This window comes from Mesorhizobium australicum (assembly GCF_900177325.1).
GTDB lineage: Bacteria > Pseudomonadota > Alphaproteobacteria > Rhizobiales > Rhizobiaceae > Mesorhizobium_A > Mesorhizobium_A australicum_A.
On the sequence record NZ_FXBL01000004.1, the window covers coordinates 5,280,087 to 5,306,016 of the forward strand.

32 protein-coding genes and 1 riboswitch are annotated in these 25,930 nt (G+C 64.8%); of the genes, 12 read left to right on the forward strand and 20 right to left on the reverse strand.

What is annotated here, in order from left to right:
* Positions 1-30: 30 nt before the first annotated feature.
* On the reverse strand, positions 31-1,026 hold the full coding sequence (thiB, locus tag B9Z03_RS28465; protein ID WP_085467335.1) for a thiamine ABC transporter substrate binding subunit: 996 nt from the start codon (positions 1,024-1,026) through the stop codon (positions 31-33).
* A 41-nt stretch (positions 1,027-1,067) separates the two neighbouring features.
* Positions 1,068-1,179: riboswitch (TPP riboswitch) on the reverse strand.
* 83 nt (positions 1,180-1,262) lie between these two features.
* Here thiB and B9Z03_RS28470 point away from each other — a divergent pair.
* Positions 1,263-2,156, forward strand: coding sequence for a LysR family transcriptional regulator (locus B9Z03_RS28470; RefSeq protein WP_085467336.1), 894 nt, complete (start codon positions 1,263-1,265; stop codon positions 2,154-2,156).
* Between the two features lie 2 nt (positions 2,157-2,158).
* On the opposite strand, the gene B9Z03_RS29980 is transcribed toward B9Z03_RS28470, so the two are convergent.
* Entirely contained in the window at positions 2,159-2,413 is a 255-nt protein-coding gene (locus B9Z03_RS29980; RefSeq protein ID WP_085467337.1) for a hypothetical protein, read from the reverse strand.
* A gap of 256 nt (positions 2,414-2,669) precedes the next feature.
* Between B9Z03_RS29980 and B9Z03_RS28480 the strand changes: the two genes are divergently transcribed.
* The 10 genes from B9Z03_RS28480 to B9Z03_RS28525 all read left to right on the forward strand — a co-directional run bounded on the left by B9Z03_RS28480 (position 2,670) and on the right by B9Z03_RS28525 (position 10,769).
* Complete coding sequence (locus B9Z03_RS28480) at positions 2,670-2,900, forward strand: hypothetical protein (RefSeq protein WP_085467338.1); 231 nt, start codon at positions 2,670-2,672, stop codon at positions 2,898-2,900.
* A 119-nt stretch (positions 2,901-3,019) separates the two neighbouring features.
* Positions 3,020-3,412: an Imm50 family immunity protein gene (locus tag B9Z03_RS28485; protein ID WP_085467339.1), complete on the forward strand. Its 393-nt coding sequence runs from the start codon at positions 3,020-3,022 to the stop codon at positions 3,410-3,412.
* Between the two features lie 244 nt (positions 3,413-3,656).
* A complete protein-coding gene (locus B9Z03_RS28490; RefSeq protein WP_244561945.1) occupies positions 3,657-4,094 on the forward strand; it encodes a formate dehydrogenase subunit gamma in 438 nt (145 codons plus the stop codon).
* A complete protein-coding gene (locus B9Z03_RS28495; protein ID WP_085467341.1) occupies positions 4,091-5,647 on the forward strand; it encodes a formate dehydrogenase beta subunit in 1,557 nt (518 codons plus the stop codon). Before B9Z03_RS28490 ends, B9Z03_RS28495 begins: the two co-directional genes overlap by 4 nt.
* Positions 5,644-6,063, forward strand: a complete 420-nt coding sequence (locus tag B9Z03_RS28500; protein WP_085467342.1) for a hypothetical protein — start codon at positions 5,644-5,646, stop codon at positions 6,061-6,063. Before B9Z03_RS28495 ends, B9Z03_RS28500 begins: the two co-directional genes overlap by 4 nt.
* The gene (locus B9Z03_RS28505) at positions 6,060-6,275 is read left to right on the forward strand and encodes a DUF4287 domain-containing protein (protein WP_210191402.1); all 216 of its coding nucleotides are present in this window, start codon (positions 6,060-6,062) and stop codon (positions 6,273-6,275) included. The genes B9Z03_RS28500 and B9Z03_RS28505 overlap by 4 nt, the downstream gene beginning before the upstream one ends.
* Before the next feature lie 10 nt (positions 6,276-6,285).
* Positions 6,286-9,171 (forward strand): formate dehydrogenase subunit alpha, encoded by a 2,886-nt coding sequence (gene fdhF, locus B9Z03_RS28510; protein WP_085467344.1) that lies wholly within the window; start codon positions 6,286-6,288, stop codon positions 9,169-9,171.
* A gap of 97 nt (positions 9,172-9,268) precedes the next feature.
* The gene (gene fdhD, locus B9Z03_RS28515) at positions 9,269-10,096 is read left to right on the forward strand and encodes a formate dehydrogenase accessory sulfurtransferase FdhD (RefSeq protein ID WP_085467345.1); all 828 of its coding nucleotides are present in this window, start codon (positions 9,269-9,271) and stop codon (positions 10,094-10,096) included.
* Positions 10,086-10,421 (forward strand): formate dehydrogenase subunit delta, encoded by a 336-nt coding sequence (locus tag B9Z03_RS28520; RefSeq protein WP_085467346.1) that lies wholly within the window; start codon positions 10,086-10,088, stop codon positions 10,419-10,421. Before fdhD ends, B9Z03_RS28520 begins: the two co-directional genes overlap by 11 nt.
* A 60-nt stretch (positions 10,422-10,481) precedes the next feature.
* The gene (locus B9Z03_RS28525; protein ID WP_085467347.1) at positions 10,482-10,769 is read left to right on the forward strand and encodes a DUF1330 domain-containing protein; all 288 of its coding nucleotides are present in this window, start codon (positions 10,482-10,484) and stop codon (positions 10,767-10,769) included.
* On the opposite strand, the gene B9Z03_RS28530 is transcribed toward B9Z03_RS28525, so the two are convergent.
* The 17 genes from B9Z03_RS28530 to B9Z03_RS28610 all read right to left on the reverse strand — a co-directional run bounded on the left by B9Z03_RS28530 (position 10,750) and on the right by B9Z03_RS28610 (position 24,822).
* Positions 10,750-11,595, reverse strand: a complete 846-nt coding sequence (locus B9Z03_RS28530) for a hypothetical protein (RefSeq protein ID WP_085467348.1) — start codon at positions 11,593-11,595, stop codon at positions 10,750-10,752. The two genes, B9Z03_RS28525 and B9Z03_RS28530, sit on opposite strands and share 20 nt — an antisense overlap.
* Positions 11,596-11,665: 70 nt before the next feature.
* Positions 11,666-12,232, reverse strand: a complete 567-nt coding sequence (locus B9Z03_RS28535; protein ID WP_085467349.1) for an NADPH-dependent FMN reductase — start codon at positions 12,230-12,232, stop codon at positions 11,666-11,668.
* A gap of 92 nt (positions 12,233-12,324) precedes the next feature.
* The gene (gene dhaK / locus B9Z03_RS28540; protein WP_085467350.1) at positions 12,325-13,311 is read right to left on the reverse strand and encodes a dihydroxyacetone kinase subunit DhaK; all 987 of its coding nucleotides are present in this window, start codon (positions 13,309-13,311) and stop codon (positions 12,325-12,327) included.
* A gap of 96 nt (positions 13,312-13,407) precedes the next feature.
* A complete protein-coding gene (locus B9Z03_RS28545) occupies positions 13,408-13,839 on the reverse strand; it encodes a helix-turn-helix domain-containing protein (RefSeq protein WP_244561872.1) in 432 nt (143 codons plus the stop codon).
* A complete protein-coding gene (ptsP, locus tag B9Z03_RS28550; RefSeq protein WP_085467351.1) occupies positions 13,836-15,428 on the reverse strand; it encodes a phosphoenolpyruvate--protein phosphotransferase in 1,593 nt (530 codons plus the stop codon). The genes B9Z03_RS28545 and ptsP overlap by 4 nt, the downstream gene beginning before the upstream one ends.
* Positions 15,429-15,536: 108 nt before the next feature.
* Complete coding sequence (locus B9Z03_RS28555) at positions 15,537-15,836, reverse strand: HPr family phosphocarrier protein (RefSeq protein WP_085467352.1); 300 nt, start codon at positions 15,834-15,836, stop codon at positions 15,537-15,539.
* A gap of 12 nt (positions 15,837-15,848) precedes the next feature.
* Positions 15,849-16,235, reverse strand: coding sequence for a dihydroxyacetone kinase phosphoryl donor subunit DhaM (gene dhaM, locus B9Z03_RS28560; RefSeq protein ID WP_085467353.1), 387 nt, complete (start codon positions 16,233-16,235; stop codon positions 15,849-15,851).
* A 4-nt stretch (positions 16,236-16,239) separates the two neighbouring features.
* Positions 16,240-16,848 (reverse strand): dihydroxyacetone kinase subunit DhaL, encoded by a 609-nt coding sequence (gene dhaL, locus B9Z03_RS28565; protein ID WP_085467354.1) that lies wholly within the window; start codon positions 16,846-16,848, stop codon positions 16,240-16,242.
* Positions 16,845-17,693 carry a sugar phosphate isomerase/epimerase family protein gene (locus B9Z03_RS28570; protein ID WP_085467355.1) on the reverse strand — a complete coding sequence of 283 codons (849 nt, stop codon included), beginning with the start codon at positions 17,691-17,693 and terminating at the stop codon, positions 16,845-16,847. Before B9Z03_RS28570 ends, dhaL begins: the two co-directional genes overlap by 4 nt.
* Complete coding sequence (locus B9Z03_RS28575) at positions 17,690-18,715, reverse strand: ABC transporter ATP-binding protein (protein ID WP_085467356.1); 1,026 nt, start codon at positions 18,713-18,715, stop codon at positions 17,690-17,692. The genes B9Z03_RS28570 and B9Z03_RS28575 overlap by 4 nt, the downstream gene beginning before the upstream one ends.
* Entirely contained in the window at positions 18,708-19,817 is a 1,110-nt protein-coding gene (locus B9Z03_RS28580) for an ABC transporter ATP-binding protein (RefSeq protein ID WP_085467357.1), read from the reverse strand. The genes B9Z03_RS28575 and B9Z03_RS28580 overlap by 8 nt, the downstream gene beginning before the upstream one ends.
* Positions 19,818-19,821: 4 nt before the next feature.
* Complete coding sequence (locus B9Z03_RS28585) at positions 19,822-20,022, reverse strand: hypothetical protein (protein ID WP_085467358.1); 201 nt, start codon at positions 20,020-20,022, stop codon at positions 19,822-19,824.
* Positions 20,019-20,966: a carbohydrate ABC transporter permease gene (locus B9Z03_RS28590; protein ID WP_085467359.1), complete on the reverse strand. Its 948-nt coding sequence runs from the start codon at positions 20,964-20,966 to the stop codon at positions 20,019-20,021. Before B9Z03_RS28590 ends, B9Z03_RS28585 begins: the two co-directional genes overlap by 4 nt.
* Positions 20,963-21,928 carry a carbohydrate ABC transporter permease gene (locus tag B9Z03_RS28595; protein WP_244561873.1) on the reverse strand — a complete coding sequence of 322 codons (966 nt, stop codon included), beginning with the start codon at positions 21,926-21,928 and terminating at the stop codon, positions 20,963-20,965. The genes B9Z03_RS28590 and B9Z03_RS28595 overlap by 4 nt, the downstream gene beginning before the upstream one ends.
* Positions 21,929-22,011: 83 nt before the next feature.
* A complete protein-coding gene (locus tag B9Z03_RS28600; protein WP_085467360.1) occupies positions 22,012-23,343 on the reverse strand; it encodes an ABC transporter substrate-binding protein in 1,332 nt (443 codons plus the stop codon).
* Positions 23,344-23,631: 288 nt separating this feature from the next.
* Positions 23,632-24,087, reverse strand: coding sequence for a Crp/Fnr family transcriptional regulator (locus tag B9Z03_RS28605; RefSeq protein WP_085467361.1), 456 nt, complete (start codon positions 24,085-24,087; stop codon positions 23,632-23,634).
* Positions 24,088-24,138: 51 nt separating this feature from the next.
* On the reverse strand, positions 24,139-24,822 hold the full coding sequence (locus tag B9Z03_RS28610) for a response regulator transcription factor (protein WP_085467362.1): 684 nt from the start codon (positions 24,820-24,822) through the stop codon (positions 24,139-24,141).
* A gap of 137 nt (positions 24,823-24,959) precedes the next feature.
* On the opposite strand from B9Z03_RS28610, the gene B9Z03_RS28615 reads away from it, so the two are divergent.
* Positions 24,960-25,499 carry a L,D-transpeptidase family protein gene (locus tag B9Z03_RS28615; RefSeq protein ID WP_085467363.1) on the forward strand — a complete coding sequence of 180 codons (540 nt, stop codon included), beginning with the start codon at positions 24,960-24,962 and terminating at the stop codon, positions 25,497-25,499.
* Here the strand turns inward: B9Z03_RS28615 and B9Z03_RS28620 are convergent, their stop codons facing one another.
* Entirely contained in the window at positions 25,500-25,919 is a 420-nt protein-coding gene (locus tag B9Z03_RS28620) for a DUF1761 domain-containing protein (RefSeq protein ID WP_085467364.1), read from the reverse strand.
* Between the last annotated feature and the right edge of the window lie 11 nt (positions 25,920-25,930).

Consider the following 25,930-nt stretch of genomic DNA (forward strand, 5'->3'; position numbering starts at 1 on the left):
AGAAGGAAGAATCGCGCGCAATGCCTCCTCCTACCTGCTCATCGCCGCCGTCCACTCCTCCACCCATGCCTTGCGGTTGGCCGCGACCTCTTCCGGCGAAAACAGCAGCGACTTTTCCGGCTTCACAAGTGCCTCGAAGGCAGGGTTGAGCGGCTTGGAGGTCTTGGCTGCCGGGAACATCCAGTTCGTCTCCGGGATGGCGTCCTGGAACTGAGGTCCGGTCATGAAGGCGAGGAACTTCGCCGAAAGCGGGTTCGCCGAACCCTTCTTGGTTATGCCGGCGACCTCAATCTGCATGTAGTGCCCCTCGCTGAAGGCGGCCGCCTTGTAGCGCTCGCTGCTCTCCGCGATCACATGATAGGCGGGCGAGGTGGTGTAGGACAGCACCATCGGCGCCTCGCCTTTGGTGAACAGGCCATAGGCCTCGCTCCAGCCGGGCGTGACGGTGAGCACACGGCCCTTGAGCTTCGCCCAGGCTTCGCCGGCCTTGTCGCCATAGACCGACTTCATCCACAGCACGAGTCCGAGCCCCGGCGTCGAGGTGCGCGGGTCCTCGATGACAATCTTTTCCTGCGGGTCGCCCTCGACCAGGTCCTTCAGGCTCGCCGGCGGGGACTTGATCGCTTCGCTGTCGTAGACGACGGCGAAATAGCCGTAGTCGAAGGGAAGGAAGGTCGCGTCGCTCCAGCCGCCCGGCACTGTGAGGTCGGCGGGCGAGAGGCCGTGGGGCGCGAACAGGCCGGTGTCCGCCGCCTCCTTGGTGAGGTTGGTGTCGAGACCGAGCACGACATCCGCCCGGCCCGAGGCGCCTTCGAGCCTGACGCGGTTGAGCAGCGCCACGCCGTCGGCCACCGAGACGAATTCGAGATCGCAGCCGCATTCCGCCTCGAACGCCTTCTCGACGATCGGGCCAGGGCCCCATTCGGCGGTGAAGCTCTCATAGGTGTAGACGGTGAGCTTGTCCTGCGCCTGCGCAGGCACGGCGAAAGCGAGCGTTGCGAACAGTATCGGGATTGTCGTGCGCATCTGGCGCCTCCTTCATTCGAGTGAAAGGGAAGATGCGCCGCGAGCCGAACGCTTCTAATCCCTCCGCCGGTGCTAGCCGGATCAGGTTCAGCGGGTTGGCTATCGCCTCTCAGCCGGTCGCGGTTTCCCGCCCCGGCACCCCGTTAGAGCGCGTGGAACATAGGGCGGTCTCTTTGCCGGCGCAAGCCGGCGTTCTGCGGTTGACGTGCCCAGCGGGTGCATGGTGAGGATGGGCGATGCTCGACAAGCTCGAAGCCTTCATCGCGCTCTCCCGCGCGCAGCATTTCGGCAAGGCGGCCGAGGATCTGGGCGTGACCCAGCCGACGCTGTCGGCCGCGATCAAGCAGCTTGAGGGAGAGCTGGGCGTCATGCTGGTCAAGCGCGGCTCGCGCTTCCAGGGGCTGACGGCCGAAGGCGAGCAGGTGCTGGCGTGGGCGCGGCGCATCTCGGGCGATGCGCGGGCGATGAAGGAGGAGATGCGCGCGGCGCGTCACGGCCTCTCGGGCCGCATCCGCATCGCCGCGATCCCGACGGCGCTCGCCATGGTGGCGAAGCTCACGACGCCGCTGCGCGAGAAGCATCCCGGCATCTCGTTCTCGATCCTGTCTCGCACCTCGATCGAGGTCCTGTCGCTGCTCGGCAATTTCGACATCGACGCCGGCATCACCTATCTGGACAACGAGCCGCTCGGGCGTGTCCTGTCGGTGCCGCTCTATTCAGAGCGCTACCAGCTCATCACCGCCGCCGGAAACCGCTATTCCGAACGCTCCTCGGTCACCTGGGCGGAAGTGTCGGAACTGTCGCTCTGCCTTTTGACCCCGGATATGCAGAACCGGCGCATCATCGACCAGCACCTTGCCCAGTCGGGCGTGTCCGTGCGTGCCTCGCTCGAATCCAATTCGATGATCGTGCTGTATTCCCACATCCGCACCGGAAAGTGGTCGTCGATCATGCCGCTCAACCTGGCCGAGACCTTCGGTTTCGCCGAGCCGATCCGCGCCATCCCCATTGTGGAGCCGGATGCCAGCCATACTGTCGGCCTTGTCGTCCAGCCGCGCGAACCACATACGCCGCTGGTGAAGGCGCTTCTCGACGAGGCGACCGCGCTTGCGTCGCAGTCCCGCTCCTGACGCTACCCGAACATGCCGACAGGCGTCTGTCCGTGATCCAGGTAATCTTCCGAAGAGAACACCATGGCCGCGCCGAGCGCCTGCGCATGCTGCACGACGAGCCCTTCTATGTCTTCGCGGGCGACGTTCTCCGGCTCGTTGCGCAGCCGAACCGCCTCGGCGAGCACCGGCACGTTCACCACGCCGTTCAGCCTGACCGCGCGCTCGACAGCGGAAACCACGTCGAACCTGAGCTGTTGCGACAATGTCCGGTACATCCGCTGTCTCCTGCATTTCCATCAAAAGAAAAGACTACTCCCCGGCCATGCGGAATGCAAATAGAAATTGAAAATTTAGTAGGAATATCAATTAGTTAGATAAAGTATGAGCTGACTTGGTCAGCAGCTTTACCCCACAGGGTTCAATCCCCGCAAAGAACGCCGGCGCACCATAAGGTTCCGCCTATTGCGAATGTACATGACGCGACTATATAGTCGCTTACTCATTTTCTGTAATCGGCGTCCTGAGTGGCATATGTCGGAACTCGAAAGAGCAGAACGGCTGCAGATCATGTTGAGCGCGGAAGAACTTCGGGCCGTCGAGGACTGGAGGTTCGAGAAGCGCATGCCCAGCCGCGCGGCGGCAGTGCGCGAGCTTTTACGGCGCGGGCTGGCGGCGGAGGGTTTCCTGACCGCACAGGCTGGCGCGAAGTCCCAGGACTTCGGTGTGATCCTCCCCGACGGCTCCGCCGACGCGGGTGATTGATCTTCCCGTTTTCTTTGTTCTTGGCGGGTCCAGCCATTGAGTTATCGCGTTCGCAACGGAAGGGCTTTTGCAGAGAACGCCAAGCACTGAGATCAGATTTCGTCAGCAGGAGATCTCCGTTGAGCGGGCCCTCACAGATAGAGGACGTACCGGGTGGCTCCGAACTGGTTGGATGGTTCGGTGCGGTTCCTTCCTTCCATGACGCTGAAGTCTTGAGTTTCGATCTCGAAAGAGACAAGGCAAGCAAGCTCGTCATCTATGGGTTTCGGATGACAAGCGAGATCGACGAACAAGGCTACTACGTTCTCGACCGGAAATTTATCGCGACGTTCGAACTCGATGGGATCGACAAGCTGGAGCTTGAAGGCTTCAGCAGTCAGAACATTCTGGGGACGTTGTCCGTCGCCATCCGTCCGGCCGGAGCTGGATTCGATCTTGAATTGGACGCGATCTACGGCTTGGCCGGACGAGTCGGCTGCAAGCGGCTCCATGTTTCGTTTGCGCCGCAGTAACGACGCTCTTTGATCAGGGGACGGCGTTGGCCGACGATCTGGCCAGCCAACGACTGCGGTAGATAGGCTAAGAGCCACGCATCGATAGGTATCTTCTATCAAGCGACGATTCCGCTTTATTGATTTCCGCGGTTTTCTCTGGCTCCATTGGTAAATGGCGCGTGACGGCGCCGGTCCAGGGAGGAACGCTGCCTTGCAGCCGTCAGGTACCCAGATCAAGGTCGCGGACGTGGCCGTGCGGACGATGGCAATCGTCTCTGCCTGCAAACATCTCGAAGGTCCGTTGCTCCCCATCCTGCACGGTGTGCAGCAGGAGTTCGGCTTCGTGCCGGGCGAAAGTCTGCCGATGATCGCCGAGGCGCTGAACATCTCCAATGCCGAGGTCCACGGCGTCGCCACTTTCTATCACGATTACCGCCGCGCGCCGGCCGGCCGGCATGTGCTGAAGCTCTGCCAGGCCGAGGCCTGCCAGTCGATGGGCTCGGAGCGCGTCGCCGCCATGGTCAGCCAGGCGCTCGGCGTCGGCTTCCACGAGACCGCAAAGGACGGTTCGGTGACGCTGGAGCCGGTCTACTGCCTCGGCCTGTGCGCCTGCGCGCCCGCGGCGATGCTCGACGGCGAGGTGATCGGCCGCCTCGACGCCGATGCGATTGACGATATCGTCGCTGAGGTGCGGCGGTGACCACCACGATCTACATTCCGAAGGACTCCGGCGCCCTTGCCCTCGGCGCGGAGAAGGTTGCCACGGCCATCGAGCGCGAGATTGCCTCTCGCGGCCTCGACGCGAAGATCGTCCGCACCGGCTCGCGCGGCATGTTCTGGCTGGAGCCGATGGTCGAGGTGGCGACGGCATCCGGCCGCGTCGCTTACGGCCCGGTCAAGGCGAAGGACGTCGCGTCGCTTTTCGACGCCGGGCTGCTCTCGGGAGGCAGCCACGCCCTGTCGCTCGGCGACCCGGAGAAAATCCCCTTCCTCGCCAGACAGACGCGGCTGACCTTCGCCCGTTGCGGCATCATCGACCCGCTGTCGCTTGCCGATTACGAGGCCCATGGCGGGCTTGCCGGACTGCGCAAGGCGCTGGCGATGACGCCGGCGGACATCGTCGGGACCGTCACCGAGTCCGGACTGCGCGGCCGCGGCGGCGCGGGCTTCCCGACCGGCATCAAGTGGAAGACGGTGCTCGATCAGGTCGAGGACCGCAAATACATCGTCTGCAATGCCGACGAGGGCGACTCGGCCACCTTTGCCGACCGCATGATCATGGAGGGCGACCCCTTTGTGCTCATCGAGGGCATGGCGATCGCGGGCATCGCCACTGGCGCGACCAAGGGCTTCGTCTACATCCGGTCGGAGTATCCGCATGCGGTGGCGGCGATGCGGGCGGCCATCGACGTTGCGCGGCAGGCTGGCATGCTAGGCCCCGCCATCCTCGGCTCGCCCAACGCCTTCGACATGGAGGTGCGCGTCGGCGCGGGCGCCTATGTCTGCGGCGAGGAGACGTCGCTGCTCAACTCGCTGGAAGGCAAGCGCGGCGTCGTTCGCGCCAAGCCGCCGCTGCCGGCGATCCAGGGCCTGTTCGGCAAGCCGACCGTCATCAACAACGTCATCAGCCTCGCCTCCGTGCCGATCATCCTCGATCGCGGTGCGGAGCACTACAAGGACTTCGGTCGCGGCCGCTCGCGCGGCACGATCCCGATCCAGATCGCCGGCAACACACGGCATGGCGGCCTGTTCGAGACCGCCTTCGGCCTGTCGTTGGGCGAGATCGTCTACGACATCGGTGGCGGCACCGCGACGGGCAGGCCAGTAAAGGCCGTGCAGGTGGGCGGCCCGCTCGGCGCCTATTTCCCACCGTCGCTGTTCGACACGCCCTTCGACTACGAAGCCTTCGCCGCCAAGGACGGGCTGATCGGCCATGCCGGCATTACCGTCTTCGACGACAACGCCGACATGCTGAAGCAGGCGCGCTTTGCGATGGAGTTCTGCGCCATCGAGAGCTGCGGCAAGTGCACCCCCTGCCGTATCGGCTCGACGCGCGGCGTCGAGACCATCGACAAGATCGCGGCCGGCGTGCAGCCGGAGAAGAACCTCGCTCTGGTCACCGACCTCTGCAACACGATGAAGTTCGGCTCCCTCTGCGCACTCGGCGGCTTCACGCCTTATCCGGTGATGAGCGCGATCAATCATTTCCCGCAGGATTTCGCGCCGAAACCGATGCAGGAGGCGGCGGAATGATGGAAGCAAGCCTTGAGATTGTGTCTGTCGGCACGGCCTTTGATTTCGAAGCCGCTGCGCGGGTTGATCGCTACCAGCTTGTCACAGGTCCTGGAGCTATGGGAATCCTAACCACGATGGATCGGTCTCAACTCCAAGCGTGTTTCAAGAATTGCGCCATGACAACATCCATCGGCTTGGACTGCGAGGAAGTTGAAGACCTGTTGGATGAGGTTTCTATTGGTCTTCAGGCTGAAAGCGACAATGGCTTTTATCCGACCATCTCGGGTCGAGAGTTCGACGACAACGTCTGGATTGTTATCCCCCAGTCATATGATGCACCGCGTCTGCTCGCTTTGAGCACTCAATCGAGTTTCGCATCTCAGGTCGCGTCCTGGATCGAACGGGCCAAGGCGGAAGTGTCGGAGGCACGGTGATGACGGAAAAAGTCAAAGGTCCTGCCTCCTACTTCCCGTCGATCGAGAAGACCTACGGGCAGCCGATCGAGCACTGGAAGACGCTCGTCCGCAGCCGTGCCGGCATGAAGCACATGGAAATCGTGAACTGGCTGAAGGCTGAGCACAAGCTTGGCCACGGCCATGCCAATGCGCTCGTCGCACATACCCTCGCAGAGAAACAGGACCGCTAGGAACAATCCCATGGGTCTCGTCCACGAAATCGACTACGGCACGCCGGCCTCCAAGGCCGAGCGTCAGGTCACGCTCACCGTCGACGGCTTTACCGTCACCGTGCCTGAAGGGACCTCGATCATGCGCGCCTCGATGGAGGCGGGCATCCAGATCCCGAAGCTCTGTGCCACCGACATGGTCGACGCCTTCGGCTCCTGCCGGCTCTGCCTGGTCGAGATCGAGGGCCGCAACGGCACGCCGTCCTCCTGCACCACGCCGGTCGCGCCTGGCATGGTCGTGCACACCCAGACCGGCCGCCTCAAGGACATCCGCAAGGGCGTGATGGAGCTCTACATCTCCGACCATCCGCTCGACTGCCTGACCTGCGCCGCCAATGGCGACTGCGAGTTGCAGGACATGGCGGGCGCGGTAGGCCTGCGCGACGTGCGCTACGGCTATGACGGCGAGAACCACGTCTTTGCGAAGAACCGCGCCGACGCAACCACGAACTTCAACTGGATGCCGAAGGACGAGTCGAACCCCTACTTCACCTACGATCCGTCGAAATGCATCGTCTGCTCGCGCTGCGTGCGCGCCTGTGAGGAGGTGCAAGGCACCTTCGCGCTGACCATCGAGGGCCGCGGCTTCGGCAGCCGCGTCTCGCCCGGCATGCACCAGCCGTTCCTGGAATCCGAATGCGTCTCCTGCGGCGCCTGCGTGCAGGCCTGCCCGACCGCGACGCTGACCGAGAAATCGATCATCGAGATCGGCCAACCCGAGCACTCGGTCGTCACCACCTGCGCCTATTGCGGCGTCGGCTGCTCGTTCAAGGCCGAGATGCGCGGCGAGGAGCTGGTGCGCATGGTGCCGTGGAAGGACGGCAAGGCCAATCGCGGCCACTCCTGCGTCAAGGGCCGCTTCGCCTACGGCTATTCCACCCACAAGGATCGCATCACCCGGCCGATGATCCGGGAGAAGATCTCGGATCCGTGGAAAGAGGTCACCTGGGAAGAGGCCTTCTCGCACATTGCCTCGGAGTTCCGCCGGATCCAGTACCAGTATGGTCGCGGCGCCGTCGGCGGCATCACCTCGTCCCGCTGCACCAACGAGGAGACCTACCTCGTCCAGAAACTGATCCGGCAGGGCTTCGGCAACAACAATGTCGACACCTGCGCTCGCGTCTGCCACTCGCCGACCGGCTACGGCCTCGGCCAGACCTACGGCACCTCCGCCGGCACGCAGGACTTCGATTCCGTCGAGGAAAGCGACGTGATCATGGTCATCGGCGCCAACCCGTCGGCCGCCCATCCCGTCTTCGCCTCGCGCATGAAGAAGCGCATCCGCCAGGGCGCGAAGCTGATCGTGCTGGACCCGCGCGAGACCGAGACCGTCAATTCGGTCCATGCGAAGGCGGACTACCACCTGCCGCTAAAGCCCGGCACCAACGTCGCCGTCGTCACCGCGTTGGCGCATGTCATCGTCACCGAGGGCCTGTTCGACGAGGCTTTCATCCGCGAGCGCTGCGACTGGTCGGAGTTCGAGGATTGGGCCTCCTTCGTCGCCGAGGAGCGCAACTCGCCGGAGGTGATCGGCCCGCTTGCCGGCGTCGACCCGGAAGTCATCCGGGGTGCCGCCCGCCTCTACGCCACCGGCGGCAATGGCGCGATCTATTACGGCCTCGGCGTCACCGAGCACAGCCAGGGCTCGACCACCGTGATGGCGATCGCCAACCTCGCCATGGCGACCGGCAACATTGGCCGTCGCGGCGTCGGGGTAAACCCGCTGCGCGGCCAGAACAACGTCCAGGGCTCGTGCGACATGGGGTCCTTCCCGCACGAGCTGCCGGGCTATCGCCACATCTCGGGCGACGCCGTGCGCGACATCTATGAGAGCCTGTGGGGTGTGAAGCTGGACAACGAGCCAGGCTTGCGCATTCCCAACATGCTCGACGCGGCCGTCGAGGGCACGTTCAAGGGCATCTACATCCAGGGCGAGGACATCCTGCAGTCCGACCCGGACACGAAACACGTTTCGGCCGGCCTCGCCGCGATGGAATGCGTCGTCGTGCACGATCTCTTCCTCAACGAGACCGCCAACTACGCCCACGTCTTCCTGCCGGGTTCGACCTTCCTCGAGAAGGACGGCACCTTCACCAATGCCGAGCGCCGCATCAACCGCGTCCGCAAGGTAATGAGCCCGAAGAACGGCTTCGCCGACTGGGAGGTGACGCAGAAGCTCGCCCAGGCGATGGGCCTGAATTGGGACTATGCGCATCCGTCGCAGATCATGGACGAAATCGCCCAGACGACACCATCCTTCGCGATGGTCTCCTACGACTATCTCGACAGGATGGGCTCCGTGCAGTGGCCCTGCAACGAGAAGGCGCCTGAAGGCACGCCGATCATGCATGTCGACGGATTCGTGCGCGGCAAGGGAAAGTTCATCCGCACCGAATACGTGCCGACCGACGAGAAGACCGGCCCCCGCTTCCCGCTGCTCCTAACGACCGGCCGTATCCTCAGCCAGTACAATGTCGGCGCGCAAACAAGGCGCACCGCCAATGTCGTCTGGCACGCCGAGGACGTGTTGGAGATCCACCCCCACGACGCCGAGCAGCGCGGCATCCGCGACGGCGACTGGGTCCGCCTCGCCTCGCGCTCCGGCGAAACGACCTTACGGGCGGACGTTACCGATAGGGTGGCGCCGGGCGTGGTCTATACGACCTTCCACCACCCGGACACGCAGGCCAACGTCATCACCACCGATTATTCGGACTGGGCGACCAACTGCCCCGAATACAAGGTAACGGCCGTGCAGGTCTCGCCCTCCAACGGCCCCAGCGCTTGGCAGGAGGAATACGAGGAACTGTCGAAGCGCTCGCGGCGGATCGAGGGGCACCTGGAGGCGGCGGAGTGAGGAGCGGTCCGCGCAGCGGACGAAAAGCCAACGATTTGGCTTTTCGAGCGACGAACGCCCGAGGCCGTAGCCGAGGGCAGCGCGGTTCGCGCGTCGGATGACCCGCCCGCCGCTCGCCTCCACCATCCGCATTGCACGCCGCGCCAATGGCACAGCTGCCGCTGCGCGAATGGTGCCGGAGGAAACGCCGGTGGCGCTGTCGTTTGCGGGCACCACGCATGCCGTGATGATGGCCTCGCCCGCCGATCTCGAGGATTTCGCGCTCGGTTTCTCGCTGACCGAAGGCATTATATCGTCGCCGGATGAAATCGCGGCGATCGAGGTGATCCAGGATGCCGGCGAGGGCGTCGATATCCAGATCGCGCTGAAGGATACTGCCAACAAGCGTTTCGAGGCCCGGCGCAGGCGTCTCGCAGGACCCGTCGGCTGCGGCCTCTGCGGCATCGAATCGATCGACGAGGCGATGCGGTCCGTGACTCCAGTCGGTAAGTCGGAGATGATGTTTGCTGCGCAGCAACTCACCGAATCTGTGCGATTGCTGGCAAAGGCGCAGCCCATGCATGCCGAGACCGGCGCGGTTCATGCCGCGGGCTTCTATATCCCCGGCAGAGGCATCGTCGCCGCGCGCGAGGATGTCGGCCGGCACAATGCGCTCGACAAGCTGGCCGGCGCGCTGGCCAGCTCCGGCACCGATGGCGCGGCCGGCGCGGTCGTGGTCACCTCGCGCGTCTCGGTCGAGATGGTGCAGAAGACCGCGGCAATCGGTGCGCCAATGATCATCGCCGTCTCGGCGCCGACCGCCCTGGCAATCCGCACCGCTGACGAGGCCGGCATGACGCTCGTCGCGCTCGTGCGCGGCGAAGAATTCGATATCTTCACGCATCCCGGTCGCGTGACCGAGGGAGAGACACGCCATGTCGCCTGACCAGCATCACGCAACCGACGTCATCGCCAAGATCGTCCGCATGGCCAACCAGATCGGCACCTTCTTCGCCTCCAAGCCGCATGACGAAGGCGTGGCCGGCGTGGCCGAGCACATCAACAAATTCTGGGAGCCGCGCATGCGTCGCCACTTCTTCGAAGTGTTCGACGCCGGCGGCGAGAGCCTCTCGCCGATCGTGAAGGAAGCCGCTGCCACGATCCGACGGCCGGCGGAAGCGCCGCATCCGGGCGCAAACGCCGGCGCCCCGGGCGGCAAGGGCTCGGCAGCAGGTGAATCGAAAGCAGAGATCGCCGCATCTCAAGGGTAGGTCGCGGTCGACTCTCGTTGCCGTGCTTGTATGCTTCACCTCCTTGGGGAGGGACATGCAATGGCAGCCTATGTGATCTTCGACGTCGAGATCCGCGACCCGGTGCGGTACCAGGAATTCATGGCCGGCGTGAAACCAGCGCTCGAAGCTGCGGGGGCCAGATACCTGGCCCGTGGCGGTGCCTACAAGGTCTACGAAGGCGACTGGCAGCCGCGCCGGATTGTGCTTCTGGAGTTCCCCTCGGTCCAGGCGTGGGAGGAATTCTATCTTGGCCCGGTCTACCAGGGGCTAAAGTCGATCCGCGACGAGTGCAGTTCGGCGCGTCTGGTCAGCGTCGAGGGTCTGTGACCTCTCGGCTGGCCTGCGCGCTGCGTGCTCCTGTGCCGCCGCGCAGCATGTAGATCGCTGTCGCGGCGCCCACCGCGACATAGATGCCGAGATAGATCCACTGCCCCGGCCGGCCGGTCAGATCGAACACGCCGATGAAGGCGAGCGCGGCCAGCGCGATGAACAGGATCAGCCCCCAGCTCAGGTACATGTGCGTCAGCGCGGTATCGACGCCGCGCACGACGAGGAGGGTCAGCGGCCCGAGCGCCACGGCGAGGTAGAACGCGCCGAAAGCCCGCAGGCTGAACGGGGTGAGAATGTCGGGAAAGATCCCGCCATGCAGGCCCCGCGCGCCCTGCGGCGCGAGCAGTCCATAGAGCCCCAGAAACGCGACGAGCAGGATGAACACCACGTCGACCGCGATGTCGCGCCGGCTCGTTCTTCCTCCCAGCGTTTCGATCGCGGGCCGTGTTCGGAGCGCCTCGACAATCCAGACCGCGGCTTGCAGCAGGTTGAGCGCGAGCGCCGCGAGGTAGAGCCACGCGAGCCAGTGGCCGAGCCTGAGGACCGGCCAGAAGGCAAGAACCACTCCAGCCTGGAAAAGGGCGAACAGTGCGAGATAGACGAGGCCCGACACGACGAGCGAGAACCGCCAGCGGCTGGCCACGACATAGGCGGCCCACGCGTTGCCGAGACACCAGCCGCCGATCGTCATCGTGACCAGCGGCGACACCTTCCAGGCGAAGTTCGGCGCGGCCCAGTGCGGCGCCACGAAGAGCAATGCTCCGAGGACGGCGTAGAGCACCGCCACCGCGAATGTCAGCGAACGTGTACTGGACGAGAGCATCCCCACCCCTCCGGCGACGAACACTGTCGATCAAATCACCGGATTGGGCAAGGCTGGCACGACGAGGCGCCTATCCTCGCATCGGCTTCAGCGCAGTCGCCCAGCGATGCAGCTCGGAGAGCATCAGCTTCGCGCCGTCGACGATCGGTTCATTCGGCTGGAAGCTGTCGTCCTCGCGCAGAAACTGCGCAAACATCGGGATCGCGACGGCCTCCGGGATCGGCATGACCTTGACGGTGGTCAGCAGCTGCTTCTCCGACTGCGCCGCGCGCAGGCCGGCCGAAACGCCGCCATAGCTCGCCAGCCCCGCCGGCTTGTAGGCCCATTCCTTCGACAGGTAGGTCACCGCGTTCACGAAGGAGGGCGGCGCGAAGTAGTTGTATTCCGGCGTCACGAACACGAAGGCATCGGCGGACCCGACGCTCTCGGCCCAGCGCTTGGTGTGCGCATGCTCGTACTGCCCGAGCCGCGGATGCTTGGGCTCGTCGAAAACCGGCAGGTCGAACGACGCCAGGTCGACCGGAACGACATCGAACGCGCCATGCTCCCGGGCGACGGAGACGAGCCAGTCGGCAATTTTCGGTCCCATGCGGCCGGGACGCGTGCTGACGGTAATGACGTTCAGTTTCAACGACATGATTAGATCCGGTTTCCAAAGGTGACCGAACCTAGTGCGTTGCGCTGCACAATTTCAACAAGGCACGTCCAGGTAACCGAAGTGACGCTGGGTTACATCGCCCATCGCAGCGCGGCCGTGTGCACCGGCGCATCCCAGAGCTTCGTCGTCTCGGCGTCGAGCATCGTCACCGTGATCGAGCAGCCGGCCATATCGAGCGAGGTGACATAGGAGCCGACCAGCGACCGGGCGATGCGGATGCCTTTCGCCTGCAGAAGCTTTCGGGCCGAATTGTAGACGACATAGAGTTCCATCGCGGGTGTGCCGCCGAAACCGTTGACGAAGAGCAGCGCCTCGCCCTGCGCCGCATTGCCCAAGTCCGCGACGATCGCATGGACGATCTCCTCGGCAATGGCGTCCGCGCTCTTCAGCTTGTCGCGGCGCCGGCCCGGCTCGCCATGGATACCGACCCCGAACTCCATCTCGTCGTCGCCGATGTCGAAGGTCGGCTTGCCTGCCGCCGGCACCGTGCAGGAGGTCAGCGCAACGCCCATCGAGCGCGTCGCGGCGTTGACCTTCTCGCCCAGCGCCTTCAGCGCGGCAAGGTCGCGCCCTTCCTCGGCGGCCGCGCCGACGATCTTTTCGACCACCAGCGTGCCGGCCACGCCGCGCCGCCCGGTCGTGTAGGAGGAATTCTCGACCGCGACGTCGTCATTGGTGATGACGGTGGCGACGTTGTCCGCCATCTCCGCCGCCATCTCGAAGTTCATCACGTCGCCCTCGTAGTTCTTGACGATGAAGAGGCAGCCGGCCCCCGTGTCCACCGCCTGCGCCGCGGCCAGCATCTGGTCAGGGGTCGGCGAGGTGAACACCTGGCCAGGGCAGGCCGCATCCAGCATGCCGTGGCCGACGAACCCGCCATGCAGCGGCTCGTGACCCGATCCGCCGCCGGAGATCAGGGCCACCTTGCCAGGCTTGAGCGCCTTGCGGCGGACGAATTTGTGTTCGTCCCCAAGCACCAGAATGTCGCCATGCGCGGCGACAAAACCGTCCAGGCTGTCGATGAGTATCGTCCCGACCGAATTCATCAGCTTCTTCATGCTCTCCTCCCGTATCTGCCGGGGAAGGTCTGCTTTCCCGCCCGCGCCTCTCCTCGAAACGCCGCGTCCTGCTGCGGGAAAATAGACTGTCCCTGCCTAGGTCTTCCCTGCAATGCTCGTGATCTTCTGGATGAAATCCAGGATGGCGCGGTCCAGCGCCGCGTTCTGCCGGTCGTCGCCGAGATCCGGCACCGTCAGGGAAATATGCCGCGTGCGTCGCGAAGCGTTTGCCGGCGCCTTGCCCGGATGCGCGACCGCGTAGGCCGATACGAACGCCTCGCGCTCGGCCGGGCTGAAATGGCAGACGGAAAAGATCGCCGGCAGGTGCTTCGCCGGAATCGGCGTCGAATAGGCCGGATTGGCGATCTGCGATACGAAGGAGCGGTGCTTGCCGAGCGCATCTGCGAGCCGCTGCCGCGTGCCGGAAGGTCGCTGCTCGATGACGGAAGCCAGGACCGTCTTGTAGGCGCGGATCGCGCCCTCCGTGTCGGGCGGCGCAGCCGGCAGGTCGCTCGTGCGGCTCTTCACAACGTGACCTCCGCGATCGCAGCCTTCGCCGCGGCCAGTTGCGCCGGAACCGCGGACAGCTCCCGCAGGCCGGCCCTGAGAAGGTGCGGGATTAACGGCGGATCGCCGCCGGCATCGCCGCACAGACTGACCGGAATCCCCCGCGCAGCCCCGAAATCCGCCACCTCGCGAATCAACCGAAGCACGGCCGGATGCGCCGTGTCGTTGAGGTTCGCAACCGCCGCGTTGTCCCGTGCCGCCGCCATGACGTATTGCGTCAGGTCGTTGGACCCGATCGAGAAGAACGCCACGTCGGCAAAGGCTTCCGGCGCGATCGCCACCGACGGCACCTCGACCATGATGCCGAGCGGCGGCATGCGGTGCACTGTGCCGCGCGCGGAGAGCGCCAGCGCCTCCTCCGCGAACATGGCTTTCGCCTTCGCATATTCCGCCGGAACCGCGATCATCGGGAACATCACCTTGAGAGTGCCGTGCACGGCGGCCCGCAGCAAGGCGCGGATCTGCGCGCGGAAGATTTCTGGCCGCGACAGCGACAGGCGGATGCCGCGCAGGCCGAGGAACGGGTTGCCTTCCTGCACCGTGAAACCGGGGACCGGCTTGTCGCCGCCGGCGTCCACCGTGCGGATCGTTACCGGCTTGCCCGCCGCCCATTCGAGCACGCGGGCATAGGCGCGGTACTGCGTATCCTCGTCCGGCAGGCCGTGTGAAAACAGGAATTCGGTGCGCATCAGCCCGACACCGTCGCAGGTGGCGATGTCGATCGCCTCGACGTCGGACGGGTCGGCAATGTTCACATAGGTCAGAATTCTCGTCCCGTCGGCAGTCGCGGCCGGCGTCGACAGGTAGGCGGCGGCACTGGAGCGGGCGGCGTCGAAGGCAGCCGCCGCTGTGCGATGCCGATCGATTTCGGCGACCGAGGCGAATGCGGTGAGCGTCCCGGCCTTGGCGTCGAGCAGCGCTTCCCCGGACAGCGCGGACAGGGCATCGCCCAGACCCACCACCATCGGCAAACCCCGCGCGCGGGCGAGCATGGCGACGTGGCTTGCCGAGGAGCCCGCCGACAGCGCGATGCCACCGCCGTGCGACCAGTCGGTCTCGAGAAAGCGCGTCGGTGGGATATCATCGCCGGCAAGGATCGCGCCGAGCGGAGCAGCAGCGCCCTCCGCACCCGCCAGCGCTTGCAGCACCCGGTCGCGGATGTCCTTCATGTCAGCCGAGCGGGCGCGGAAGTAGTCGTCCTCCGCCGCTTCGTAGCCTTCTATCTCGGCATTCAGCGCGCGCGCCCAGGCCGAGGCGGCGTCGGCCCCTTGCCCGATCGCGGCCCGCGCAGGCTCGGCCAGCGTGTCGTCGGCGAGCATGGCGAGCTGGAATTCGAGAATGTCGGCCGTGTCACCGGATGAACGCTCGATCAGGTCGGCGACGGCGGCGGAGGCGGCGGCTATGGCCTCCGTCAGTGCCTCGATTTCGGTCGCGGGCGAGCCTTTGGCCGCATAGTTGGCCTCAGTTGCCTCCAGCCGGTGCAGCGGTCCGACCGCAAAGCCGGGCGAGGCGGGGATGCCAGCAAGGATGATGGGCGGGCGGGGGGTCATAGGGAGCACTCGCCCAACGTGACAGTCGCGTCGTGGTCTACGGCGCCCCCCTCTGCCTTGCCGGGGGCGTGACGTAACTCGGTCGAACGCCGCGTGATGGCGACCGCCCTACGCGCTCTTCGCATGGTCGCCCTCGTCGAAATCCCGCTCGACCAGCGCCACCAGCGCATCGACGGCGGCTTCAGCACCCTCGCCCTCCGCGCGAAGGTGCAGCGTGGTTCCCTTCGGCGCCTTGGTCGCCATCACCTTGACGATCGACTTGGCGTCGATCCAGGGGCCGCCTGCGTCCAGCGCCATCTCCACCTGCGCCGGGAATGTCTTGGCGAGCTTGGTGAACTTTACCGACGGGCGGGCGTGCAGGCCCACCGCGTGAGTGATCAGGACCGAGGCTGCGGCTTTCGCGGACATGCTCGACAATCCTTACGCCGGCGACAGTTCATGCGCGGTGGCCACGACCTCGCGCAGCGACGCGCCGCCCGAAGCCTCGGTCGCAGCCATCACCGCGCCTTCGACGATCGGCGCGTTGCAGACGACGATCTTCTTCGCGCGCGGCTCGCCGATCATCTCGACCGCCATCTCCGAATTGGTCTCCGCCCCGCCGAGGTCGACGAGGATCGCCACACCAGCCTCCGACCAGGCACGCTCGATCGCCTCCATGATGTCGCCCACCGACGTGCCAAGCCCGCCTTCCGGATTGCCGCCGCACCAGGCAAGCGGCACCTCGTCGCCCACCATCTGGCGGACCATGTCGGCCGTGCCTTCGGCGACCTTGGGCGAATGCGAGACGATGACGATGCCGACATTCATGGAATCAGGCTCCGAGTGTTTCTGCGACGGCGCGCACGAGCAGGGCGCTCGACCGCGAACCGGGGTCCATATGGCCGATCGACCGGTCGCCCAGGAAGGACGCGCGGCCCCGGATCGCCTTGAGCGGCACGGTCGCCTCGGCCGCCTGGTCGGCGAGGGCGGCGATCTCCGCGTCCGACGTTCCGGATACGAGCGCATCACGCACCGGATAGAACACGTCGAGCATCGTTTTCTGGCCCTTTTCCGACTTGCCGCGCGCCGCGACCGCGTCAACCGCCTTGCCGAAGGCGGCCGCGAACGTCGCGCGGTCGGCGTCCGCCGGCAACTCTTTGCCTAGCGCCATCAGGAACGTCCCGAACAGCGGCCCGGATGCGCCGCCCACAGTCATCACCAGTTTCGTTCCCGCCGCCTTCAGCGCATCCGGCAGGGGCTTGGCGGCCAGGGTATCGACATCGGCCAGGAGCGCATCGAAGCCGCGCTTCATATTGTAGCCGTGGTCGGCATCGCCGATCGCCTGGTCGAGCGTGGTGAGCTCGTCGGCATGCGCTGAGATGGTCGTGGCGCAGGCCTCGACCAGGCTCCTGATGTCGACGGATGCGAGCGTCTCTGTCATGCGGCCCTCTTCCAGCCCTTGCGGATGTGGTCGTAGCCCTCGCGGTAGACGGCCTCGGGGCTTTCGGCGAAGTCGCGCCAGACCTTCGTGGCGGCGGCCAGATCCTTCAGGCCACGCCCGAAGGCCTCGATGGTGAGCCAGCCATCATAGCCGGATTCGCGGATCGCCCGGAACGTCTTCTTCCATGGAATGTTGCCGCGGCCCGGCACACCACGGTCGTTTTCGGAAATATGGACATGGACGATGTTGCGCAGATTGTCGGTGAAGGCCGCGATCGGATCTGCTTCCTCGATGTTGGCGTGGAACGTGTCGTACATCGCCCTGATGTTCGGATTGCCCACCTCGTCCACGAGCCGCGACAGGTCCTTCATCGTGTTGACGAGATAGCACTCGAAGCGATTGAGCGCCTCCAGGCCGACCGTCACGCCATGTTGTCCGGCGTGGTCGCCGATGGCGCGCTGGGTATCGACCGCGCGCTTCCATTCCGCCGGCGTCGGGCCCGTGCCGGAGAAATGGCCAAGCGTCGAGTGCAACGGCCCGGAGAGACAGGTCGCTCCCAGCGCCTCGGCGCAGTCGATCGTGTGCTTCATGAAGGCAATGCCAGCCTTGCGCGCGGCCGCGTCGCCGATCAGGTTCATAGCCGGATCGCCCATCGCCGAGACGGCGGTGCGTTCCAGGCCGATCCTGTCCAGCATCTCTCCCAGCCGCCTGTAGTCGTCCGGCGCACCCTCGAAGATCGGGATTTCCACCCCGTCGTAGCCGGTCGCCTTGATGTCCTTCAACAGCGCACGGTGCTTGGTGGACACGTTGGTGGTCCACAAAAACATGCAGAAACCGATCTTCATATGCTTCCTCCCCGGATGCGGTTGCCCTCGCCGTCGAAGAACAGCGGGTTGCGCAACCTTATCGTCACCGGATCGCCATTTCTCAAGGGTGTCTCGGTGTCGGTGAGGGTGATCAGCTTGCGGTCACCGATCGTCACATGCAGGTGGTTCTGGTCGCCGAGATGCTCGACCCAGTCGACCTTGCCGTCCGCATGGCCGTTGGCAGAACGCTCGATGGCGAGGTGTTCGGTGCGCGCGCCGACGGTTTTCGCTCCCGTCGGCGCGCCGCCGTCGGGGAGGAGCCCGACAGGGAGAAGGTTGATCGCGGGCTGGCCGAGGCGGGCCGCGACATGCAGGTTCGCCGGCTCGGTGTAGATCTGGCGCGGCGTGCCCACCTGCACCAGCCGGCCCTCGGCCAGGATGCCGATCCGGTCGGCCATCGTCATCGCCTCGATCTGGTCGTGCGTGACGTAGAGGACCGTGGCGCCGAGCTCGCTCTGGATGCGCTTGAGCTCCAGCCTGAGGTCGCCGCGCAGCTTGGCGTCGAGCGACGACAGCGGCTCATCCATCAGGAAGATCGACGGCTTGCGCACCAGAGCTCGCCCGATCGCAACGCGCTGCATCTCGCCGCCGGAGAGTTTTGTGGAACGGTTCTCCAGCTTGTGGTGGATGCGCACCAGTTTTGCGACCTCCTCGACCCGGCGGCGGATCTGGTCTTCCGGCACGCGCCGCGACGGCGAGCGCAGCGGGAAGGCGAGGTTCTCGAACACCGTCAGGTGCGGATAGAGCGAATATTGCTGGAAGACGAAGGCGACGTCGCGCGAGGCCGGGTCGAGTCGCGTCACGTCGCGCCCACCGATCTGGATCGAGCCCGCGTCCGGCTTTTCGAGGCCGGCAATCAGCCTGAGCGTCGTCGTCTTGCCCGCACCTGTCGGGCCGAGCAGCACCACGAACTCGCCGTCGGCGATGGCGAGGTCGAGGCCGGACACGGCCTGCGTGGCCTTGAACGCCTTGTCGACGCCGTGGAGAACGACCTCAGCCATGGGCGTGGCTCCTCAGCGCCTCGTCGTGCAACGCGGTGCGCAACGCCCGGCCGCTCGCCTTGTCGAAGACCGAGAGCCGCGGGCCGTTGAGCGAAAGCCCCACCTGCTCGCCGACCTTGACCGGCACGTCAGCCGGGATGCGTGCCTTGAGCATGCCGTCGGCGGTCTCCACAGCCACGACCTGCGTGGTGCCAAGATATTCCGCGCCGTAGACGGCGCCACGCAGCTTCGATCCATCGTCGAAGCGGATATGCTCGGGGCGGATGCCCAGCGCATATTCGGCCTCGCCGCCGTCCTCGTGCAGCTCTGGGATGACAATCTCCGCGCCCTGCACGCCGACCTTCCGGTCGCCGCGCGCCAGCGTCGCGCCGAACTTGAGGAAATTCATCGGCGGGGAACCGATGAAGTCGGCGACGAACATCGTCGCCGGCCGATCGTAGATTTCCTGCGGCGTGCCGAATTGCTCGATGACGCCGTGGTTCATCACCGCGATCTTGTCCGCCATCGCCATCGCCTCGTGCTGGTCGTGCGTCACGTAGACGGTGGTGGCATGGATGCGGTTGTGCAGTTCGCGCAGCTCGTGGACCATCAGATCGCGGAACTCGGCATCGAGGGTCCCAAGAGGCTCGTCCATCAGGAAGCATTTCGGGCGCCTGACGATCGCACGGCCGAGGGCGACGCGCTGCCGGTCGCCGCCGGCGAGGCCCGAGACAGGCTTGTCGAGCAGGTGGTCGATCCTGAGCAGCCGCGCTACTTCCTCCACCCGCGCTCGGATCTCGGCTTTCGGCATGCCCTGCGCCAGCAGCGGGAAGCCGATGTTCCTGCGCACGTTCATGTGCGGATAGAGCGCGAAGAGCTGGAAGACGAAGGCAATATCGCGCTCGCGCGCCCGCTTCTGCGACACGTCCTCGCCGCCGAGCAGGATGCGCCCCGACGTCGGCAGTTCCAGTCCCGCGATCATCCTGAGCGTCGTCGTCTTGCCGCAGCCCGACGGCCCCAGCATGACGAAGAACTCGCCGTCCTCGACGACGAAGTTCGAGTTCTGAACGGCGATGAAGTCGCCGAAAGCCTTCCTCAGTTGCTCGACCCGAATCTCGGCCATCGCGCTACTCCGGGAACTTCGAGACGACGATGAACATCGCAGTGCCCGCCAGCATGGTCACGAACGACCAGGTGTAGAGCGCCAGCGCGAAGGGCTGGAACAGCATCAGGAAACCGATACCGATCAGCGCCGTGGCGATGTTTTCCAGCGGCCCGCGGCGCAGGAACTTCGGCCAGGAGGATCTGCGGCTCGTCTGCGCGCTCATTTCCGCACCGCCCCGAACGTGATGCCGCGCAGAAGCTGTTTGCGAAGCAGGATGGTGAACACCAGGATCGGCACCAGGAAGATCGTCGTACCGGCCGCGACTGCCGGCCAGTCCTGCCCGCCCTCGCCGATGATCGTCGGGATGAAGGGCGGCGCGGTTTGGGCAGTGCCGGAGGTGAGCAGCGAGACGAAGGCGTATTCGTTCCAGGCGAAGATCATGCAGAAGATCGCGGTCGCCGCGATGCCGGTCGTCGCCTGGGGCAGCACCACCTTCCAGAACGCCTGCAGCCGCGAATAGCCGTCGATCATCGCCGCCTCCTCGTATTCGCGCGGGATCTCGTCGATAAAGCCCTTGAGCAGCCAGACCGCCAGCGAGACGTTGACCGCCGTGTAGAGCAGGATCATGCCGAGCGCGGTGTCGGAGAGCCCGAGTTCGCGGTACATCAGGTAGATCGGGATCGCGACGGCGATCGGCGGCATCATTCGCGTCGACAGGATGAAGAACAGCAGGTCGTCCGCCAGCGGCACCTTGAAGCGCGAGAAGCCGTAGGCCGTCAGCGTGCCGAGGAAGACGGCGCAGAAGGTCGAGCCGAAGGCAATGACCAGCGAGTTGACGAAGCGGGGGAGGAAGTTCGATTGGCCGGCAATGACCATGTTTCGCTTGCGCGTGGTCTCGTCGCAGAAGTTGGTCGCCGGCGGCAGCGAGGCGATATAGTCCGGCGTTTGCCGCGTTCGCGTGGTGAACAGGTTGCAGTAACCCTCGATCGACGGCGTGAACACGACCTTGGGCGGATAAGCGATCGAATCCGGCGGCGTCTTGAACGAGGTCGCGATGATCCAGGCGAGCGGGATCATGGTGATCACTGCGTAGAGAATGACGATCGCGCCGGCGACGCGTTTCGACGCCGCGCTCGGCTCGATGACGGAGTGGGCCGAGGCGCTCATCGGCTCTTCACCTTGTTCAAGACCTTGACGTAGATGTTGGCGAGGCCGAACACCGCGACGAAGAGGATGATCGCGAAGGCCGACGAGAAGCCGGTGCGCCACTTCTCGAACGCCTCGCGCTTGAGCGTGATCGAGGCGACCTCGGTGGTCGAACCCGGACCGCCGCCGGTCAACAGGTTCACCATGTCGAACATCTTGAAGTTCTCGATGCCGCGGAACAGCACCGCCAGCATGATGAAGGGCAGCGCCATCGGCAGCGTGATCGACCAGAACTGTCGCCAGCCCGATGCGCGATCAACCTCGGCGGCCTCGTAGATGTAGTCGGGTATGGAGCGCAGGCCCGCGAGGCAGATCAGCATCACATAGGGCGTCCACATCCATGTATCGACGATGATGATCGCCCAAGGCGCCAGCCGCACGTTGGACAGCATCAGGATGTCGGTCGGCGCGATGCCGGTGACGAACGAGACGGCGTAGGTGAAGAGCCCGATCTGCGGCTCATAGAGGAAGCGCCAGAAATTGCCGACCACGGCCGGCGACAGCATCATCGGCACCAGTATGACGGTGGTCCAGAAAGCATGGCCGCGGAATTTCCTGTCGATCAGATAGGCGAGCGAGAAGCCGATCAGCGTCTGCAGGACGATGGTCCAGAAGACAAAATGCGCCGTGGCCTGCATGGCAAGCCATGTGTCGGAATCGGTCAGGATCCGCTCGTAGTTCTGCAAGCCGACATTCTTCACCGGCTCGTTCGGCCGGTTGGCGCGATAGTTAGTGAACGACAGCCGAATCGCCCAGATCAGCGGAAAGATGTTGATCGCAAGCAAGAGGATCATCGTCGGCGCGATGAAAAGCCACGCCACGGCACGGTCCGACAGCCGGCGCACCCGCGCAGCGACCGGCGCGGGCGTGGCCCGGGCCGCGGTCTCGGCGGCGCGCTCGAGGATGGATGCGTTGTCGGTCAAGGTTCAGGTCCGCTTCTGGCACGGGCTGGGAGGGATTTCCGGCCCGTGCCGCCCAAGCGCCACGGGCCGGGTGAGAGGCAAGATCACATCTTGCCGTCGTCCTCGAACACCTCGGTCCAGTCCTTGACCAGGCCGTCGAGCGCTTCCTTGGCCGTACCCTGGCCGGCGACAACGTAGTCGTGGAAGCGCTTCTGCGAGGCCTGCAGCAGCGAGGCGTAGCTGGGCTCGGCCCAGAAGTCCTTCACGATCGCCATGGAGTCGAGGAAGGTCTGCGCATAGGGTTGGCTGGCTGCGAAGCCCGGGTCTTCCACCACGGCCTTGAGGCAGGAGAAGCCGCCGAGCGACCACCACTTCTTCTGCACGTCGGCGGTGGCGAACCATTTGATGTATTTCAGCGCCGCGTCCTGCTTCTCGGAATAGGCGACCACCGAGATGCCCTGTCCGCCGAGCTGGGCGAACTGCTCGCCATCCGGTCCCTTCGGATTGGCGAAGAAGCCGACCTTGTCGCCACCGACGGCCTCGTCCTTCTGCAGGCCCGGCCAGGTAAAGGCGAAGTTCATGTGCATCGCGACCTGGCCGGATTTGAATGCATCAACGCCCTCGCCCATGTAGCTGTTCGATGCCCCGGGCGGCGTGCAGCAGTCGTAGAGCGCCTTGTAGAATTCGAGGCCGGCAACCGACTTCGGCGAATTGACGAAGCCTTCCATCTCGTAGGGCTTGTCCGGGTTCTCGTATTTGAAGCCGAACGAGTAGAGCACGTCCATCACGCCCATCGTAACGCCTTCCGAGCCACGCTCGGTATAGATGGAAGCGCCGTAGACGGTCTTGCCGTCGATCTCACGCTTCTGGAAGAACTCGGCGATGTCCTTCAGTTCGGCAAAGGTCGCGGGCACCGCCAGATCGCGGCCGTACTTTTCCTTGAACGCCTTCTGGATGTCCGGATTGGCGAACCAATCCTTGCGGTAGGTCCAGCCGACCACATCGCCGAAGGCCGGCAGCGACCAGTAGTTCGGCGTATTCTTCGGCCATTGCGAATAGCCGACAACGGTCGCGTCGACGAAGTCGCTCATCTTGATCCCTTCCTTGTCGAAGAAATCGTTGAGCTTCACGTAGTGGCCGTTCTCGGCCGAACCGCCGATCCACTGCGAATCGCCGATGATCAGGTCGCACAACTTGCCCTTCGAGTTCAGCTCGTTGAGAAAGCGGTCAGCATAATTGGTCCACGGCACGAACTCGAACTTCATGCCGATGCCGGTTTCCTTGGTGAAGTCCTTGCTCAGCTCGACGAGTGCGTTTGCGGGGTCCCAAGCGGCCCAACACAGGGTCAGGTCCTCGGCTGCTGCGACGTTCGACAGGGCGGTCGTGGCCAAGAGGCCCGACGCCAGGCCGAACGCAGTCCTGGTGATGCGTTTCATGCCTTCCTCCCAAAAGCGAGGCGTCGGATCGACCGCCTCGAAGCCCGAAAAACCCCTCCTCCGGGGCAGGTCCAGCCGGCGCAGGGCAGACGCCGGATGTTTAGTAATTTGTTTAGTGAAACAGCGATTACTAAACATCGCAAGCCAAAATCGTTGCTGCGCCGCAGCACGACATGTCGGCGGAGAGGGCGGGAATCAGGCGTTGTGTCGGGGAGGCCGAAGAAAATAACGCAAGGTCAGGACGATAGCGCCCGAACTTTCATCTTGCAGTGCACCAAACTTTCGGCGTCACTTCTCGAAGCGTGAGGCGAGCGTCGCGATGCGATCCACCATCTCCGTGAATTCGGAGGCAAGCCTGTCGCGCAGCGCGAACGCGACCTCGGGATATTCTTCCATGATACGCCGGAACAGCGACCGGTTAAGGCGGATCACTTCCGACTCCTCGTCGGCATAGGCGCCGGCCTTGCGGCGGACATGAGAGATCAGGGCCATCTCGTCGAGCGTGTCGCCCGGCTCGGCATAGGCAAAGGGCACGCGCTGGCCGTCGACGGTGCGGTAGAGCGCTATTCGGCCTTTGGTCACGACATAGGCGCAATCGGCCGCCGTCTCCTCGCGGAACAGGTCGCGGTCCTTCATCAGGCGGATGTTTTCTGCGCCGAAGGCCAAAAGGCGAAGCTGTTCGTGCGTCAGCCCCTCGAAGAGCCGGACGCCGGACAGTATCCGGATATCGTCTTCCAGCGCCATGCGCGAATGCGGCCCCTCCGGCCCCCCTCCCGCCGGCGACTCAAATGCCGACTATGGAACGAGCTTGTAACCGCCGCTTTCTGTCACAAGAATTTCGGCATTGGAAGGATCGCGCTCGATCTTCTGCCGAAGCCTGTAGACATGTGTCTCGAGCGTGTGGGTGGTGACGCCGGAATTGTAGCCCCAGACCTCCTCCAGCAGCACGTCGCGCGTGACCACTTTCTGGTCGGCCCGGTAGAGATATTTGATGATCGAGGCCTCCTTCTCGGTGAGGCGCACCTTGGCGCCCCGCTGATCGATCAGGAGCTTCTGGCTCGGCTTGAACGTGTAAGGCCCGACGGCGAAGGTCGCGTCCTCGCTCTGCTCGTGCTGGCGCAGCTGCGCCCGGATCCTCGCCAAAAGCACGGCGAACCGGAATGGCTTTGTGACATAGTCATTCGCGCCGGCTTCGAGGCCGAGGATGGTGTCGGAATCGGTGTCGTGCCCCGTCAGCATGATCACCGGCGCCTTGAAGCCGCCCTTGCGCAAGAGCTTCACCGCCTCGCGGCCATCCATGTCGGGCAGGCCGACATCCATGATCAGCAGATCGACCACGCCGCCGCGCGCCGTCGATACGCCCTTGGTGGCCGTGCCTTCCTGGAGCACGTCGAATTCCTCATAGAGCGACAACTGTTCGACGAGCGTGCCGCGCAGGTCGACATCGTCGTCAACGATCAGAATGGTGCGGGAGGTCATGATTCAATCCGTGGTCTGGCAATGAATTGGCTGTTGACGCGCCGTCCCTTATTCGGAACGTGAGGTGTGCGGAAGGCTATCACTGTGATTTGTTCGGCCGTGCTGTGTTCCTCATCAATGCGTGATGCCTCTCCATCATGACTGATTTCCGTCTCCCACGCACGATATTTGGTGTCAGGCACAGGCCGGGCAAGGCCAGCCAGGGCATTCTTTCACTCGAAGGCCGCACCTTCCGCTGCGCACTCGGCAAGGGCGGGATCGCCGCGCTGAAGCGTGAGGGCGACGGCGCAACGCCCTTGGCGGACTTGAGGGTGCTCGGCGGCTATTATCGCAGCGATGGAGTTGTCCCGCGCCGCGACCGCCTCGGCCTGACGCGGATTGCCGACGATCTCGGCTGGTGCGACGCGCCGGATGACCGCAACTACAACCGGCCCGTCCGCCTTCCCTATCAGGCGAGCCACGAACGGATGCGACGCAGGGACCGTCTGTACGACGTCTGCATCGTGCTGGACTGGAACATCAGCCCGCGCCGCCGCAACTGCGGCAGCGCGATCTTCCTGCACATCGCCCGTCCGGGCTACCTGCCGACCGAAGGCTGTATCGCGCTTTCGCCGCGCGACATGCAGGTCATCCTGCCGCTGCTGTCGACGCGGACGGTGTTCCGGGTCATGCGCTGACTATTCGATCGCGGTCCCGCCGAACCAGCCGATCACTGCACCGATGAGGATCAGCACGCCGAGCCAGTGGCCGCCGTCGATGAGCGTCAGCCCCCAGCCGAAGCCTTCGTAGCGGTGGTTGACTGCGAGGATCGTCACGACGAACCCGACCCAGAAGATGATGCCGAACATCACGCCGGCCACGACAGAAGGCTCGCCGAAAGTGAGCGTTCCCAGAAGCATCGAGAAGATGATCGCCATCACGATCTCGGCGAGGAAGCTGATGACGAAGGGCGCGGCCGAGCGCTGCATCGTCGCCGGATCGAGCTTGGCCGCCGCCAGCCAAGGCTTGCTGAGCAGCATGTACCAGGCGGCCCCGAACAGCCAGGCGACGACCGCCGCCACGACGACGGCGATCCAGTTGATCGAAGAAATGTCCATGACGTCCCCTC